Raw genomic sequence first — 17,189 nt, 5'->3', positions numbered from 1 at the left:
ATCTGTTGGCTCTGCTACTTTTTTCCATGGGCTCCATCCATACTTACTTTGGAGCCTCCGGCAAACTGGGGGCGGTTCAGTCTGCTTCAACTCGGCCATGATCTGTACGTCGCTGTAAAGTCCGTTCTTCATCTTAAATCTCCCCAGATATTCTGACGAGAAAACTCGCCTTTTGAACATCATTAATTTGGGGGGGGATTGCGACCTAACTCTCTTGCAGCGACTGATTGTAATACCTTCTCAACTTTTCTCCATTTTCCTTGGCAAACAATATCTCCACGCAACCACGCCGAATACTGAAGCTCTTGGCAGCGTTTTTCAGCGTACTCGCCGTAATTGATGAGTAGTTTTCTGGCACTCGCTTCTATCGCCTTGCGAGGGAATGTGAGTGGACGTATCCAAAATTCCCAAACTTGCATGGTCAACGCCAGAAACGGTGCTAACAGGATGATGACCCAAAATGCAAGGAATCCTAGATTGTGCATAGTAATCTTTGCCAGTGTAGTTGTGGTGGATCTCGCCATCGTCATACAGAAATGGTTAAAGGATTTTTAACTTTAGCAATGACAACTCAAAATTTGGCGAGTGGGTTCAAACACACACAATTGCACTGCTCCCAGCCTTACGACAGACCTCTGCGACTGGCGTTCCTGCTCGCCCTGCTTCGGGATGAAGGCCTTCTGCGTCTCCGTGAATTTCTATGCTTTCATGCGATTCCGCTCCTCTCCCAGTCAAGGAAATTTAGCGGAATACTCCAGCCTCAAACGATCCAGTTTTCGGGGGGCAGAGCACAGACCCGCAGACTCTGGTTATGAATGAAGGAGCCTCGGGGGCAGGTCAACCAGTTAGGGTTAAATTAACCAATGCGTGTGCAGCCTGAGGCGGCTTCTTGAAATAGAGTGTACAGCCCGCGCGAGGTGCCGATGAACGATTATAAATGGCTTCACAAAGTTTTTGATGATCTTGAGCCGTTTGCTCGCGACGAAGACTTGGAGCCGCTAATAAAAGAACTTCTGGCGGCGAGAGTTACATTTCGCCATGGAATAGGAGCTCCGCAATCAAGCGCCTCTGAAGTTACGGACATTTGCGAACGTGTCTTTCTTTCATATCACGGCGCGCCTCATTGAGCAGCCTGATGGCCTCAATTGATTGTGTGAATTCCATATGGTGAAAGTTGGATGACCATGAAGGTAGTGTCGCAAAGCGACCTGAGACCTTAAACCGGCTTTGTCAAGTTGCTGGTGTGTGGCTGAGTTGGTTGGTGAATTCCGAAATCAAGCGGCCAACTCGGCTGCGTAGCCGACCCACAAGTCGTACGCATCAGATCTGGCGTGCCGATAGGATTTCGCGAACAGACGGTGGCGCTTCGGACGAAACAGAATGGTGGCCCGATCATGCACGGACAGGAACGTCTGCGCCTGGCGCGGGGATTTAAACCGGCCCATCACTTTCTCGCGTCTTCGGGTATGCCTGTGGGACGCCTCGCTTCGGTTGTTCAATCCCTTGTGCTGGCGGTGCTCGATGCCGGGTGCGATCTCCGCATTGGCCGCGTCGTAGGATCGCAACTTGTCCGTCACGAGAACTCGGGGCTTACCCCAACGTTTCATGAGTTTGCGCAGGAAACGCAGGGCAGCGGCCTTGTTGCGCCGCGACTGGACCAGGATGTCGAGTACATCCCCATTGGCATCGACTGCCCGCCAAAGCCAGTGGCTCCGTCCCTTGATCCGGAGCACAACCTCGTCGAGATACCATTTGTCGGCCGGCGCCGGACGGTCCCGACGGATCCTGGCGGCAAACTGCTGGCCAAAGCGGTTCACCCAATCCCGGATCGTCTCGTAAGACACCGTGACGCTGCGTGGAAATCGGAAGCCCTTGATCCGGGACAAATCTTCGGTGTTCAGCATGAGGGGGAACTACCCTGCCGCTTCGGCGTCAGCAACCTGACAGTGCCCTGGCGGGCATAAATAAACGGAAATCAACGATCTGCTACTATGGAACTATGCAAAACCCGTGTGACCGGCGGACCGCTTACAGTATTCTCTTGTATGGATCGAAGCCTTTTCCAGCATTGCGTGAAAATCGCCCAATTTGAAAATTGCTGGAGTTTTTTGAAAAACACAGGATACCTTGAAGCCGCCAAATTTCGCGCGACTTCGGTGCTTCAAACAAAGGTCAACAATTGAAGCGGCGCTCCAAGAAATTCTGGATTGGTAATCTCAAGGTGGCCGGTGGGTCGCCAAGACAAGGCCATTCAGGCCCAGATCTGGGCTTGAAGATCATCGGAGAGAACCACCGAAATCTGTTCGGCGCTTAGCGATACTATTCCCTCCAGTATGGCGGCGCATTCCCCATCAACAAAAATCTCTGTTTGGGTTTCGTCGTCGGACAAGCGAACTTCGATTTCTGGCGTTTCACTCTGCCCGCCAGCGAGATCAAAATCGCTTGTATTTCGCAATATCACCAACTCGTCATCGTCGCCAAAATCGGTGATCGAAAGGATGCCTAATCCTGTTGCCACGAACGTGTCGTTGCCTGATCCGCCTTCCGCCGTTCCGGAGTGACCTATAATGGTGTCGTCTCCATCTCCGCCGGTCAGAGTGTCATCCTCTAGTTGGTAGAAGGGGAAATCTCCTTCTGTCATTTCATAATCGTCGGTTCCAATGATAGTATCATCGCCGTCTCCGCCATTGACCTCGTCGCTTCCCCCACCACCAATCAAAAAGTCGTTTCCATGTCCGCCTTGCACTAGATCATCACCGTCTCCGCCATGCAGCACTAGATCCATTTCTGTCTCAGAGGAGCCAATTTCTGAAAGCCTTTGTTCATCGGGGATTTCGTCCTCACCAAGCATGCCCTCGGGGTTAGACAGTTCTGTTTCCTCTGTGACTATCCAATCGTTGGACGAACCTCCCTCCTCCAATAGCCCGAGGAGTTCGTTCATTGGAATGACCTCGTTCGGAGTTTCTCCGGAATCCTCGGAATCCGGAGGCTCACCACTATCCCCCCCTAATTCGCGACTGTCCTCTTCTGCTTCGCCATTTGGCCCGACCCAAACCAGCGCACCCAGCCCTGCGGATAACAAAAAAGCTAATCCAAGCATTTGCTACTCTTACTCCTATCCCAAAGAAACTGCACATGTTTAACTCAAAACAGTACCGCCGAAAATTCTAAACAGTGCAACTGGTTAACAATACTAGCATTGTTGCACGAATCGGTTGTCGGCCGATCTTCTTCTTTTCCAAGACGCACTTAGCCTACAGGTTCCGTGATAGGTATGCCCAGAGCGGTGTAGCGGTTGAGGACGGCGATGCGAGTTTGGATTTCCTCGACCTACCGGTCAAAGTACCTTGCCATCAGCGATTGGCCGAGTAATTATTATACAATGCATCTTTGTCTTGACCCGGTTTCTGCGGTAGTATCCGCTCTAACGTCGCCACAGGGTGCGGCCCAGATATCGCTGCGCATCGACCGCATCGTTACGAGCAGTTGCTCCGGCGCTTATTGACTTCCAGGGCTTTGCATTCTTGCGTGACGGGATCACCGCATGGGCATCTCTGGCGGCTATCGCCTCGTGGCATTTACGGGTGTCATACGCCCCATACGCCCCATCCGCAGTAACGCTTCCGAGGTCCTGCTCGGATGGAGTTTGGTTCAGAAGTTCGAGTAGGATGGGTGCGTCGCTAATGTTGCTACCGGTGACTTCGACCGCTCGCACTTCAAACGTTTCCTCATCGATGCCAGTGTGAATCTTACGCCAAACGCGGCGTTTGGCGCCTCCGTGTTTGCGTGCGTTTCACTCTCATTCACCTTCGGCCTTGATGCCTGTGCTGTCGATTAAGAGATTTAGTGGCCCAGTTGACCCGCAATACGGCAGGCTCACATTCAGTGTCTGCTGACGCTGATATAAGGTGCCGAAATCCGGCGCTGCCCAGTCCAACCCAACCAGCCGCAGCAAGCTCTGGACAAACCCGGTTGTCTGGCGAAGCGGCATGCCAATCAGGGCCTTCAGCGTCAGACAAGCCTGAAAGGCGGCATCACTGAATTGCTGCTTCTGACCGCGCTTGCCGCTTGGTGGCGGTGTCCAAACCATCGGCTTTGAGGCGACCGGCAACTATCATAGAACGCTGGCGCACCATCTCGACCAAGCCGTGTTCGAACTGAAGCTTGCCTCTTCGGCGGGCCTGGCCCGGACGCGCGAAGCCCTGCACAACAGCTGGGACAAGAACGACCCGAAGGACGCCCAGGTCATCCTGCACATGCCGGAGATCGGCGCAGTGCGGTTTTTCCACGATCCGCTCGCGACCGGCGTTGCCTACATCCAGGAGCTGTCGAAGACCCATGAGATCGTATCCTGACGCATTATCTGCCGCTGTACTTTCCCGAGGCAGAACGCTTTCACCGCAGCTCGCGCACAGACTGGTTTTTGGCATTCCTCGAGAAGTATCCGACACCGCATATGATCACGGCTATGAGCCGTGAGGCCTTCGTTGCTGATGCGTGGCAGGTGGTCGGCCGTAAGGTCTCAAAAGAACGCTTACTCTCAGATGTTTACGCAACAGCGGCTGGTTCAGTGGGATTACCCGTCAGCCCAGATTCCGACGCCGTTCGTATGTTCCGTCTTATGCTGGCCGAAGCCTGGTTCGCCAGCGCAACGAGATCGAGGCGCGGGCCGTCGAGCTTCTGTGCGATCATCCCGATTATCAGCTTCTAACAACCATTCCCGGTATCGGCCCGATCAATGCCCTGACCATCTTGGCGGAGGCCGGCGATCCGCGCTGTTTCCGCCATCACCGCCAAATCCTGAAGTTCTGTGGCATGGATCTCGCAACCGTGCAGTCCTACATGTTCCGCCGCCAGAGCCGCATCTCTAAACACGGCAATGCGCGATTTCGCCGAACCTTCTGGATGGCTGGACAGGTTGCTGTACTCAAACGCACCAACAGCTTCCGTGACAAGTTCGAACGCTACATCGCGCGGGACCGCCACAATGCCCATCTGGACCGCAAGGCCTACACCGCCATCGCGGCCAAGATGGCGCGCACGGTACACGCCGCGTTCAAACACGGTGAACCCTATCGCCCCTTCTTCGAGGGGGTGAGCCCAGGCGGAAGGACCCTTGTCTGATCAGAGCCGTATAGGCAGTTCGCTTACCTCGTAGACAATGTTCAGGTCTTCCGCTTGAAATTTTGGATCTCGTCTTAAGGACGGTGAGGGCCGCCATCGCGCTTACCCTTTGTTTGCTATGGGAGAAACCGCTTCTTGACGGCGGAGACCGCTTGGGCGACCATATCAACGCACACGGGACACCGGATGCCCCATGACCTGCTGACCTAAGCAGCCAAATCTTCCCGATATAGGACGTTGTCACTCAGCAAGCGTGCGGAAAAGCAGGGGGCAAGCGCCTTCCAGATCACGTAGGAAGCGACGCGCGTTGGCAGCCGTCTTTGCCCTGAACACTCGGATGAAGACCCAGCGGGTCGCTCGGTCGATTACCTCGAAGAGATAGCGCCGCGAGGTCTCACCTGCCATTTGCGGCAGGTATTTCACATCGATGTTGACCTGCTCCCCATTGAGTCCGCTAACTTAGGTTAGCTCTGTTCAGGTTTTGGTCCTCTTCTGACCTGTTAGCATATTCGACTGGCGTCAGGCCAGCGAGGCTTGTGTGTGGGCGGTGGTGGTTGAAGTCGGTACGCCACGCAGCGATCAACTGGCGGGCATGTCGCAGGTTGTCGAACAGGTGCTCGTTTAGACATTCATCCCGCATCCTCCCGTTGAAGCTTTCCACAAACCCATTTTGCATGGGCTTCCCCGGCGCGATGTAGTGGCAGTCAACCTTTCGGTCTTCCTGCCATTTCAGGATCGCATTCGAAGTTAGTTCTGTGCCGTTATCGCTGACCACCATGCAGGGGTAGCCGCGCATCTCAGCAATGCGGTCCAGCTCACGGCCCACACGGTCGCCTGAGAGCGATGTGTCGACCACGGCAGCCAAACATTCGCGGCTAAAGTCGTCGATCACGTTCAGAATGCGGAACCGGCGACCGCAGGACAGGCTGTCGGACACAAAGTCGAGCGACCACCGTTGGTTTGGCCCCTGCGGGACCGCCATCGGTGCTCGGGTGCCCACTGCACGCTTGCGACCACCACGTTTACGGACTGCTAATCCCTCTTCGCGGTAAATCCGGTACAGCTTTTTCCAGTTTACTTGCCAGCCTTCGCGTTTGAGCAGGATGTGCAGACGACGATAACCAAACCGCCGCCGCTCAGACGAGAGATCCTTCAACCGATCTCGCAGATCAGTGTCCGCTGGCCGCTTCGACGTACGCCGATAAACACGCGGGTCGATCCCAGCCAAGGCGCAGGCCCGCTTTTGATTGTATTGCTTCTCTGTCATGGCCCAGGTCACTGCCTTTTTGCGTGAACCGGGCCTCAAAAGTTTTTTCCCAACATCTCCTTGAGCGTTGAGACATCCATCATTTGCTCCGCCAGCAGCTTCTTCAGTTTGGCATTCTCAACCTCAAGCGCCTTCAGTCTCTTGGCCTCCGACACTGACCTGCCACGGGATTTTTCCTCCAGCTGGAACTAGAGTCCGACCCAACGAAGGGACGGACAATGAAGCGAACGAGATACAGTGAAGAACAGATCATCGGCATTCTGACCGAGCATGAGGCAGGCGCGAAGTGTGCCGATCTGTGCCGCAAGCATGGCATGTCGGAGGGCACATTCTATGCCTGGAAGGCGAAGTATGGCGGGATGACGGTTTCCGACGCCAAGCGGCTGAAGGCGCTTGAGGACGAGAATGCGAAGCTGAAGACGCTGCTGGCCGAACAGATGCTGGATGCGGCGGCGATGAAGGAGCTTTTGTCAAAAAAATGGTAAGGCCCGCCGTAAAGCGCGCGGCCGTTGCGCATCTGCGGGCCCGGATGGGCTTGTCGGAACGGCGGGCCTGCCAGATTGCCGGGGCGGATCGGAAGATGATCCGCTATCGGTCGATCAGACCGCCAGAGACCGAGCTGCGCCAGCGGCTGCGCGATCTGGCCAATGAACGTCGCAGGTTTGGCTACCGACGCTTGTTCATTCTGCTGCGCCGCGAGGGCGAGCCCTCGGGCATCAACCGCATCTACCGGCTCTATCGCGAAGAAGGGCTGGCGGTGCGTAAGCGCCGCGCCAGGCGCAAGGCCATCGGCACACGCGCTCCGATCCTGGTCGAGGCGCGGCCCAATGCCCGCTGGTCTCTGGACTTCGTGCACGACCAACTCGCCTGTGGGCGGCGGTTTCGTATCTTGAACGTGGTTGACGATGTCACCCGTGAGTGCTTGGCGGCGATCCCGGACACATCGATCTCGGGGCGGCGTGTCGCGCGGGAACTGGCCCGGGTGATGGAACGACGGGGCAAGCCCGGCATGATCGTCTCTGACAACGGCACCGAACTGACCAGTAACGCGATCTTAACCTTTGCCGCCGAGCGCGGGGTCGAGTGGCACTACATCGCTCCGGGCAAGCCGATGCAGAATGGCTTTGTGGAAAGTTTCAATGGACGCATGCGAGACGAGCTACTGAACGAGACAATGTTCCGCGACATGGCCCACGCCCGATCCACGATCCGGGCCTGGGCAGCAGACTACAATGAGGAGAGGCCACATTCGGCCCTCGGCTACCAAACGCCCAGGGCGTTCGCCGAGGACCTGCTCACCGCAACCGACAGCCGCGCTGCGCTACCTGAAAGCTCCGCGCATCTGCCGGTTGCTCAACCTGCGCCAATCGGCGTATCAACCCGAAGGGCTCCGGTTCCGGCTGGGTGAAAATTCAGTGGCAGGTCAGAGAGATCATCGGTGACCTTTTCGACTTTATGGGTCAGATCGACGCCCGCATCACGGCCTTCGACCGCCGTATCGATACTGTTTTCAAATCCAATGTAGATTGCCGCCGGATCGCACGCATCTGCGGTGTCGGCCCAAAGACGGCGACAGCTGTTGTCGCAGCCGTGGGCGACGGTCGGGAGTTCAAGAATGGAAGACATCCCGCCGCTTGGATGGGGCTGGTTCCACGGCAGCACTCAAGCGCTGACAAGAGGCTGCTTATGGGGATCAGCAAGCGCGGAGACAGACACCTACGAACCCTGTTGATCCACGGAGCTAGGTCCGTGGTCCGTGTCGCGCAACGAAAGACGGACCCGTTCAGTCAGTGGGTCAACAGGTTGCGCGAGCGGCGCGGCATGAACCGCGCCATCGTCGCCGTGGCCAACAAGAACGCCCGGATCATCTGGGCTATGCTCAACAGAAAAGAGGAGTTCCGCGCCCCCGTCTAACCGCGCAACAAGGATTGCAAGAAGATCAAAGAAATGAACCGACCGGCAAACTCCGGTGTGTGAGGAACCTGGCTTTTATAATGGCCTCTTGAGGCCGACCATTTGTTGAGGCTCACCACGCGGAATTCCCATTTGGGCGCACCATCCCGGTGACGCCGGATAGATGTTTGCAACCTGGGACCTGGCGGCGGAACAGATCAGCGAAAATCTTGCAAAAGGAGAGACATCCATAGATATAGACAATTTGCGGGGTCACTCCGAAGCGAACTGCAAGAACCATTCCGGTTTCATCACTGGCTTGGATTGCAGCCCCAACCTTCGGCGTTGTCGTGGCCTGCTTGTGAAGATGGATCACATGGTCGCGCTCCGCCCCAAACTTCCCTCAGGACCGATCTTGCCTTGAAAAGCGCCGATCGCCGAGGGCTTGTGTGACCATCCGGAATGGAACAGATACCTTTTCAATTCCACGGTCAAAATTTCACGTATTAAAGCCATTAGCGACGACTTCGACGTTTTGTCATTGTGGCGTTAAAAGAGGAATAGTTCCGCGCTCAGGTCTTGGGTCGATACGCCATCCAGCAATATACTTGTGTCTGGCCCCAAGGCGATCTGGACTCCAGCCGCAGTTTGACGAGCATGATTTTGGATTAAGTCGGAGAAATTATCTATAGCCAGAATGTTGCTAAGGTCAATTAAATCCGCTCCAAACGCAGTGTCAAATTCAAGAATGATATCATGTCCATCACCATTTGAAAAAATAAATGTATCCGATTCTGCCCCGCCCACCAAAGTATCATTCCCTGCACCACCACGGAATGTAGTTTGTTGAGCAAATAGACCATTCAAGAGGTCGTCACCATCGCCTCCGTCTATAAAGGCACCTGACCCGCGCAATTGTGCTTGATCGTTGCCAGAACCGCAGTAGATATCACCGGACGCGCCTTGCATTAGGACAAAATCATCGCCGGAGCCGACATTAACAATATGTGAATCTCCGCCAAACAAGCTTATCATATCATCTCCTGCGCCGGTATCAAAACGGCCACTTATGACCTCCCCATCTCTAACGAACGCTCCAGAGATTACATCACCGTATTGAGTTCCAATGAACGCCTCGAAATTTTTGAAATCTATCCAACCATTTCCCGTCTCAACGAAACCATTGGTCAGCCAGATATTGACTGCAGTGGTGCTTTGTGAAAATGAGAGTATGTCATGGCCCGAACCACCGTCAGTACTAAATATGAGCTCTGTTCGCGACAAATCGGTACCTGTAGCGCGATAGTTCAACACATCATCCCCGCCTCGAAGGTTTGCAACCTCTAAGTATTCGGCTCCGCTAATAGAATCAGCCTCACTGGACATTTCAAGAATTTCGATCCCGAAAAATTGGCCTCCAACACCTGTACTATATGTGCCCTCCCCGTCGCCAGAGGCTTCTAAAAACACCCCCGCATCGGAAAAGGCCATAACGTCAGTGCCTAGACCGCCATCGACAGTATCTCTTCCCAATCCTGGGTTCAACAAGTCGTCTCCGTCTTCACCGAAGAGGCTGTCGTTTCCGTTGCCGGCCTCCAGCGAATCGCTACCGCTTCCACCACTCAAGGTGTCATGCCAATTTCCACCGAGTAGCGTGTCGTCGCCGTTTCCGCCATCGAGGCTGTCGCGCCCAACTTCCCCCTCCATGTAGTCATCACCGTCACCCCCGAAGATCTTGTCGTGATCTGCCCCCCCGAAAATGACGTCATCTCCCTCGGCGCCAATCAAGGTGTCGTGACCGGCTTCACCATTGATGGTGTCATCCCCCAAACCTCCATCCAATAGATCATCAAAATTCGACCCCACCAATTCATCCACTATATTGAACGTTTGGTCACCTTCTATATTCACTCCGTGATTATCTGAGAAATGAACCTGCACCAATTCATACTCTCCGACTGGTAATGTAATAAAAATTTGTCCGTCTGAATCTTCTACAGGCGCCAAATTTGTGGCGTAATATTGAGCTGCGCTGGAATCGTAGCCAGTTCCAGTATCGTTAGGAGCACCGCTCAAAATCGTAGCGAAAATATACGTGCTATTTGAAACTAAGTCAGTTACATTTAGAGTGATGGACATAGAGTCTTCGACGCCAGATGCTAGATAGAGAATTGAGTCATCTCCGGACTCGAACAAATATTGGTAACCAACTTGGGTTCCTTGATAGTCTAGAAGGTCACTTCCGCTATCCATCTCTACTAGGGTTGCGCCTCGCAAGTAATCCGACCAAAGAGAGAACAACACTCCAGTTGGCGTGAGGTCCGACCCAGTGCCTTCCGCAAGACTAAGACCCGCTGGTCCGGGAGATTGAGCGGTCCAAATGTTTGCTATATCGACACCATTCTCGATCATCTCTACGAAAACGCGAAGCAATGGAGCGAACCGCATAATTCCATTGATTATTGTGGTGTGAGGGCCACTTTCCCCCACATTCCACTCGGATATTATTAGATCAAGAGAGGCCGCGCCGTTGAACGACCAAGTATTAATTATTTCGTCTAAACGAATTGCAATACCAGATCCAATTCCAAGCGGATCTCCACTTGAGTTGGTAGCATAAAGATGAGAAATCACACCATCAATAATGTTGTAATTATTGTCAAAGTACGCAGCAAGCGTTTCGTTTTCCGCTAAAGATCGACCTGCTTGAACATAGACGTCAGGCTCTTCAACAATTCCTAAATCTCGATAGACGTCATCGATCCATACCGAAATTTGGTGCTGAACGTTCCCGAATTCCTCGGTTGTCCAAGAAAATCGGGACTGATACCATTCATTTCCAATCTCGAACCCGATGATCGAGGCCGTGCCGTAATTATCATTCAATACGTTTCGGACAAACACCTTAATTTCTTGTTCTGCTTGAGGTGTCAGGCCGCGCGATGATTGGTCGAAGTATCGATATGTAGGTAGAACTAATAACACAGAGGCGTTATTCTGCTCTGCATTCTCCATGAATGCATTTAGAGCGGTCACGGAACGTGCACGCGGGTTTCCGTTTCCTGATATAACGTCTAAATTATTGAAGGCTGTTGTTCGGTTGGGGTCAGTTAGATCAAGATATTCTTCAGTGATTGTTCCTCCTGGGAACCGAATTACAGTCGGATTAACACGGTCAATTACCTCGTTGTAATCAGAGCCAGTGGCGACGGAGTCATTGTGGAACAGAGTATTCACGCCAAAAATATATCTATCGATATTGTATTCAGCGCCCCCTGAATTGCGTATTGTTGAAGCAATGGATATCAATGCACTTCTCCTACTCACCTAGTCAGAAAGATTGGAGTAGTCGGGTTAATAACCTTCTAAAACATTGTGTCCAATCCTTGGCCATTTTGAGGCTGAATTGGCATTCTATTAAAATAGTGAACGTTATTGATCTATTATTTTGATCGCCTTTTCATATCGGCCCTTCTGTTGAAAATTTAGGAATAGGCCCATCCATTTTGATAGGTTGAGGTTAACCAGGGCTTCAACTTTGGTTTCACGAGATGCGAAACTTAGCAACTGTATTTTTCAGGCGGTTAGACGTGACCACTTTTGACGTGATTTGCACATGGCATTTGTGATTGTGACGAGTTTTCTGGCGACGGCGATGATGACCACCTTGTGGGGCTTTCCAGCCGCGCGCAGGCGATCCGCGAATGGTTTGAGAACCGGATTGTGGTGGCTGGCAACGAGAGCAGCCTGGAACAGTACGTGGCGCAATAGCCTTCTCCCTCCGCCAATTGCACGCTTCCCACGAAAGGCACCGCTGTCATGCGCGATAGGCGCAAGACCGGTAAGCGCTGCGGCTTGCTCGCGCAAGAGATGGCCCAGTTCGGGTATCTCGGCAATCAGCATGGTGCTGGCAACCGGACCGATGCCAGGAACCGAACGCAAGATTTCGGCGGTAGAAGCCAGTTCATCATCCGAGACGATGGATTGTTCGATCCGCGCCTCCAATTCTGCAATCTGGCTATCCAGCAGGGCTTTCAGATCGACATCCATCGACGCGAACGTGTCCGCCGAGCCGAGCTTTTCTTGTGCCTTGATCTGTGCAAGGAGGCGTTTGCGCGTCTCGACAAGCTGCCCACGTTTCGAGACCAATGCCCTGAGAAGGCGCAACTTTTCATGTGGTAAGCTTCGCCCGGCCTCGGGACGGAAGGCCATGAAACGCGCGATGAGTTCAGCGTCAATCCTGTCTGTCTTGGCACGTGTGCCCCGGCTGGCCGCAAATGCCTTGATTTGAGCGGGAGGCACTTGCCTGGTGGCGACCCCGGCAGCGTCGAGGGCCGCCCACAGACGCCACTCCTGACCTCCGGTCGCTTCGAAGCACACCAAAGCGCCGACCGGTCGAGCCAGATGAATGAGCTGCTGATGCCCCTCATCCGTGTTTGCGAACCGCAGCCTCTGGCCTTCCGGCAGGAAATGAATATCCAGCCAGTCGCGCGACACATCTATACCGATGATCCGTGCCAGTGATACCTTGTTCATACTCTCTTCCTTCTGCTCCGCGGTCCTCGGAGGCCGCATTCAACTGTTCGAGACGATGAAGAGGGACGGTGCTGGCTCGCTAACAAACGTGGTCAAACCCACAAGGCTCAGACGCCATACACCGCCCCGTCAGCAACCTCGGCCAAGGTCGCTGACGGGGTCAGAATAGCAAAGGCAAGATACAGAAGGGTCAGGACCCATTGATTTCCGTCTAGCGGCGTAATTCACAGCTAGAAAACGAGCGGTGAACATGTCTGATCTCTTCTGGCTGACGGATGCGCAGATGGCGCGTCTTGAGCGGGATTATCTTCATCAATCGCAATGGCTTGCGGTGGCGAGATGCTCCTGCTGCCTATGGGCCGCATAAGACGCTTTACAACCGTTGGAAACGGTAGGGCATCTTCGCGCGGATGATGGTCGGCCTGGCCGCTGAGCACGGGGAACAGAAGACCGTGTTGATCCCCTCTCATGGTTTGCAGGCAAACCACTGCCGGGCAGTGGACGCGACGTATCTGAAGGCCCACCGGACAGCGACCAGCATGGGCGTCAAAAAGGGGGGGCGTGGACGCTTGATCGGCCGGACCAAGGGCGGCATGAACACCAAACTGAACGCCATCTGCGACAGTCACGGACGCCCGCTGAACCTGTTCGTGACCGCAGGACAGGTCAGCGACTACATCGGCGCACGGGCGTTGTTGAGCAGTCTGCCGAAAGTCGATTGGCTGCTCGGAGATCGTGGATACGATGCAAATTGGTTCCGAGAAGCGTTGCAAGACAAAGAGATACACGCCTGCATCCCTGGCCGGAAACAGCTAAAGAAAACCGTCAAATACGACAAGCGTCGGTACAAGCGGCGCAACCGGATCGAGATCATGTTCGGCAGGTTGAAAGATCGGCGGCGCGTGGCAACCCGCTACGACAGGTGTCCGAAGGTCTTCCTCTCAGCCATCGCCCTTGCAGCGCTCGTCATCTATAAGCTATGAGTCCTGACCCTAGATAAAGTCGATATCGCCATTGGCGATGTCGGCCGCCGTCAGCCCTTCGAGAAGCACCTCGCCGTTGCCCCAGTTCAGCCAGACGCCGCGCGGCGCATTGGTCACGGTAAGATCGGAAAAGCTCGCGGCGTTCACGTCAAGCTCCAGAAGATCGACGCCGGGGTTGAAGTCACTGATCGTATTGCGCCCCGACCCAGAGAAAAACACAAACGTATCTGCCCCCGCTCCGCCGGTCAGGTCATCGTTGCCAAGGCCTGCCTCCAGCCGATCATTTCCAGTCCCGCCGTGCAGCGTATCATTGCCCATCCCCCCCATAAGCGTGTCATGGCCGTTGCCCCCGGTCAGCAGATCCCTGTCCGCGCCACCCGACAGTAGGTCATTGCCCGCCTGGCCGTGGATCTCGTCATCGCCCGCCGAGGCCAGCACAGTGTCGTCACCCGCGCCGCCGCGGATCGTGTCGCGACCCAGACTGCCGCCCTGATTGTACCCGTTGAACAGATCGTCGCCATCGTCGAGCCAGATCGCGTCCGAGCCAGAGCCGCCGTTGACCGTATCACTGCTCGAGCCTGCGCGGATCGTGTCGGACATGGCGCCGCCGTGGATCCAGTCGTTGCCCATACCACCTTCGATCACATCCGCGCCGTACTGCCCTTCGAGCGTGTCATTGCCCGAGCCGCCAAACAGCGTGTCGTTCATACCACCCCCCAACATGGAATCATCGCCTGACCCGCCGTGCATCCAGTCGTTGTGCTGGCCCCCGTCCATCACGTCATCGCCACCCTGCCCTTCAAGCCGGTCGTTGTTGTTGGCGCCATACATCGTGTCAGCCCCGCCGCCTCCCACGAGCGTGTCATTCTGGGTACCGCCATGCATCCAGTCTTCCCCCCAGCCGCCGTCCAGCCGGTCATAACCATGCTGACCTTCGAGATGGTCATTGCCGTTGCCGCCGATTAGCTCGTCGGAATTGGACCCGCCCAAAAGCGTGTCTTCACCGCCGCTGCCACTAAGCCAATCGTTGCCATCGCCGCCGTCGAGATAATCGTCACCCGCCGCCCCGGAGAGCCGGTCAAAGCCCACCGAGCCGCGCAACTCATCGTTGCCGTCTCCCCCCGCCAGCGTGTCATTGCCCCAGCCGCCCCAGATCGTGTCGTCTCCCGCTTCGCCATCGACAAGATCATCGCCGCCGCCGGTCGAAATGGAATCTTCTCCGTCGCCGCCCCAGACGCTGTCGCGCCCGGCGCTGCCACCCTGCGAAGTGTCTAAGATCGCATCATTCCCCGCGCCGGCCAGAATGTAATCAGCACCATTGCCGCCCATGATCTGATCATCGCCTGTGCCGCCGTTGATGCGATCACCTCCGTCGCCGCCATCCAGCACATCCGCACCCGACAAGCCAACCAGCGTATCAGCCCCGTCCAGCCCGTAAATCAGATCAGTGCCGCTGGTGCCGTTAATTAAATCTGCCACACCGGTGCCCATCACCTCATTGTACGACAGAAACGGCGTGCGGTCCGCTCCCCAGTCGATGGCGGCAAAAATCTCCTCCTCAGTCAGGGACCCGCCGCCCAAACGGCGGATCTCGGTCTCTTCGCCGCCCGGAAAAGTCAACACTGCGCCCCTGCTTGTCTGAGTCACTTGCAACCGACTAGGATCATAAAGCATCGGCACCGCGCTCAACTCCAGCATGTCCTGATTGGGATTGAAATCGACAATCACATCACGCACGCCATCAGCATCCAGCACAAAGAGATCGGCGCCGACTCCCCCGATCAGCCGGTCCACCCCGGCGCCGTCCATCAGTATATCATCGCCCGCGCCGCCCGAAATGGTATTGGCCCCGGATCCGCCCACTAGCATGTCATTGTTTGAAGTGCCGGTGATGTTGCCACTGGTGGCCTGGATCACACGGCCCTGCCCGGCGAGCGAAACCTCGATCTGGCTGAGACCAATGGTGCTTTGCGAGGCGGCAAAGATCTGAAGCATTCCGTCCGCGTCAAACATCGTCAGAGCCGAGATCTGCTCCAACCCCGAAGCGGTGGTGTCAGGCAGACTGTCCATGTGCAAAAGCCGCCCCGTAGGGGTCAGCACAAACAGGCTGATCCCGGCGTCCCCACCGCCTGCCGCGACATAGGTCCAATCGCCCGATTGCGCGATGGAGATGCTGTCGGCCCGGCCAAACCGGGTAGTCAGATTGTCGAGCAGGTGGTCGGTAACATTGACCGAGCCGTCAGAATGCAGCTCAACCACGCTAAGCGCGCCGCCGGTACCCTGATCGGCAGCACTGGCGATAATGGCAAAGTTGCGCCCTCCAGTTTCGACCGTGGCCAGATCGGTGGGAGTGTTCAAGAGGCCCAACCCGGTGGCCGCGCCGATCGAATCGCCCTGGCTAAGCATGCCGCTGCCACCCGCGATGCGGTAAACTGACAGCCCGCCCTCGTCACCGCAAAGCGACAACAAAAGTTCCTGCCCGCCCACTGTCACGGTCGAGAGCGATACCGGATCCGAAAGATATGAGGTGGCGTTGTCCCAGATCACCTGCCCGCCCTGATAACCGCCCGACCCATCGGCCGAAAAGTATTGCAAACGGCCCATATCGGTCATCGCATAAACATGGCCCGCAGCGCTGGTGGTCATCGCCAGACCGCTTGTGCCGTCGTGCACCGGCAACGCCATGGACACGGCCTGGCCAATCTGTCCGGAGGATGAGACCGAATAGCCCACAGCCCCCTGCGCAAAGTACACCCCAATGACCGATTGCGCGCCACCGGTGTCGACGAATGTCATCTTGCCCGAGACCGCCTGCGCCATGTTGGAGTTGTACGAGACCCGGTCGATGATCTGCACAGAACCATTGGTCATCTGAAAGCTCACCATTCCGCCAAGCGGTCCGCTGGCGGCGAGGATGAATGGCCCACTAAACCCGTCCACCAGCTCTAGATCGCGGATATCAATCCCCAGGTTCCCCCAAGACGCGCCGATTGCGGCGCTAAATTCCAAGTTCAGCATATTCTCTCACCTCGGCACCCCAGTCTGATGGAACAGGGGATACGGAGCGGTACGGGCGGCAATGCGGCCACCATTCTGGCGAAACCGTGGCCTATAGATGCAATTTATGGGAAATTGTTGTGGGTAGGGAGGGGTATAAAGGGTGTTGTCACGTTAATTTTCACGCCTTGTACGAACGGCCGGTATCTACTGGGTCAGACAGCGTCGGCTGCGGTTGTCCAAGCTTCGAACGCTTGCATTCGGCGATATCGGATAGTCAGGGCGGCGCGGCACTTGGCTGGAACGACAAAAACGGGATTGCCAAGTTGTTGTTCTTGGATTTTAAAGTTCTGATGTTCGGTCGATCACGTCACCATTTCGGCGGTGTA

Annotated in this window: 7 protein-coding genes and 7 pseudogenes; 5 read left to right on the top strand and 9 right to left on the bottom strand. The window is 55.5% G+C overall.

The features are described from left to right. Window positions 1-923: 923 nt before the first annotated feature. The gene (locus Q4577_RS22540; RefSeq protein ID WP_303473365.1) at window positions 924-1,127 is read left to right on the top strand and encodes a hypothetical protein; all 204 of its coding nucleotides are present in this window, start codon (window positions 924-926) and stop codon (window positions 1,125-1,127) included. Window positions 1,128-1,274: 147 nt separating this feature from the next. Here the strand turns inward: Q4577_RS22540 and Q4577_RS22535 are convergent, their stop codons facing one another. The 3 genes and pseudogenes from Q4577_RS22535 to Q4577_RS22525 all read right to left on the bottom strand — a co-directional run. Continuing rightward, a complete protein-coding gene (locus Q4577_RS22535) occupies window positions 1,275-1,904 on the bottom strand; it encodes an IS6 family transposase (protein ID WP_303567667.1) in 630 nt (209 codons plus the stop codon). 347 nt (window positions 1,905-2,251) lie between these two features. Beyond that, the gene (locus tag Q4577_RS22530) at window positions 2,252-3,100 is read right to left on the bottom strand and encodes a calcium-binding protein (protein WP_303473053.1); all 849 of its coding nucleotides are present in this window, start codon (window positions 3,098-3,100) and stop codon (window positions 2,252-2,254) included. Window positions 3,101-3,249: 149 nt separating this feature from the next. After that, window positions 3,250-4,072, bottom strand: a pseudogene (locus Q4577_RS22525) (IS5 family transposase); the annotation flags it as partial. Window positions 4,073-4,088: 16 nt separating this feature from the next. Between Q4577_RS22525 and Q4577_RS22520 the strand changes: the two are divergent. Next, window positions 4,089-5,124: pseudogene (locus Q4577_RS22520) on the top strand (IS110 family transposase); the annotation flags it as partial. A 282-nt stretch (window positions 5,125-5,406) separates the two neighbouring features. On the opposite strand, the pseudogene Q4577_RS22515 reads toward Q4577_RS22520, so the two are convergent. Both Q4577_RS22515 and Q4577_RS22510 read right to left on the bottom strand, forming a co-directional pair. Continuing rightward, window positions 5,407-5,559, bottom strand: a pseudogene (locus Q4577_RS22515) (IS481 family transposase); the annotation flags it as partial. A gap of 19 nt (window positions 5,560-5,578) precedes the next feature. Next, window positions 5,579-6,546: pseudogene (locus Q4577_RS22510) on the bottom strand (IS3 family transposase); the annotation flags it as partial. A 63-nt stretch (window positions 6,547-6,609) separates the two neighbouring features. Between Q4577_RS22510 and Q4577_RS22505 the strand changes: the two are divergent. Continuing rightward, window positions 6,610-7,799 (top strand): IS3 family transposase gene (locus Q4577_RS22505; protein WP_303473051.1). Its coding sequence is split into 2 segments (ribosomal slippage): window positions 6,610-6,871 and window positions 6,871-7,799, totalling 1,191 coding nucleotides; the frame shifts between segments, so codons are not numbered across the junction. 11 nt (window positions 7,800-7,810) lie between these two features. Continuing rightward, a pseudogene (locus tag Q4577_RS22500) lies at window positions 7,811-8,305 on the top strand (IS110 family transposase); the annotation flags it as partial. Window positions 8,306-8,558: 253 nt separating this feature from the next. Here the strand turns inward: Q4577_RS22500 and Q4577_RS22495 are convergent. The 3 genes and pseudogenes from Q4577_RS22495 to Q4577_RS22485 form a co-directional block, all read right to left on the bottom strand. Continuing rightward, window positions 8,559-8,660: pseudogene (locus Q4577_RS22495) on the bottom strand (IS481 family transposase); the annotation flags it as partial. 173 nt (window positions 8,661-8,833) lie between these two features. Beyond that, window positions 8,834-11,593, bottom strand: coding sequence for a calcium-binding protein (locus tag Q4577_RS22490; protein ID WP_303473049.1), 2,760 nt, complete (start codon window positions 11,591-11,593; stop codon window positions 8,834-8,836). Between the two features lie 267 nt (window positions 11,594-11,860). Further along, on the bottom strand, window positions 11,861-12,820 hold the full coding sequence (locus Q4577_RS22485) for an IS110 family transposase (RefSeq protein ID WP_303473047.1): 960 nt from the start codon (window positions 12,818-12,820) through the stop codon (window positions 11,861-11,863). A gap of 250 nt (window positions 12,821-13,070) precedes the next feature. Here Q4577_RS22485 and Q4577_RS22480 point away from each other — a divergent pair. Next, window positions 13,071-13,803, top strand: a pseudogene (locus tag Q4577_RS22480) (IS5 family transposase). A 9-nt stretch (window positions 13,804-13,812) separates the two neighbouring features. Here Q4577_RS22480 and Q4577_RS22475 read toward each other — a convergent pair. Continuing rightward, window positions 13,813-16,821, bottom strand: a complete 3,009-nt coding sequence (locus Q4577_RS22475; RefSeq protein ID WP_303473044.1) for a calcium-binding protein — start codon at window positions 16,819-16,821, stop codon at window positions 13,813-13,815. Between the last annotated feature and the right edge of the window lie 368 nt (window positions 16,822-17,189).

This window comes from Marinovum sp. 2_MG-2023 (genome assembly GCF_030548265.1).
GTDB lineage: Bacteria > Pseudomonadota > Alphaproteobacteria > Rhodobacterales > Rhodobacteraceae > Marinovum.
The sequence above is the reverse complement of the archived record's forward strand: the minus strand, read 5'-3'. Positions and strand labels throughout refer to the sequence as shown.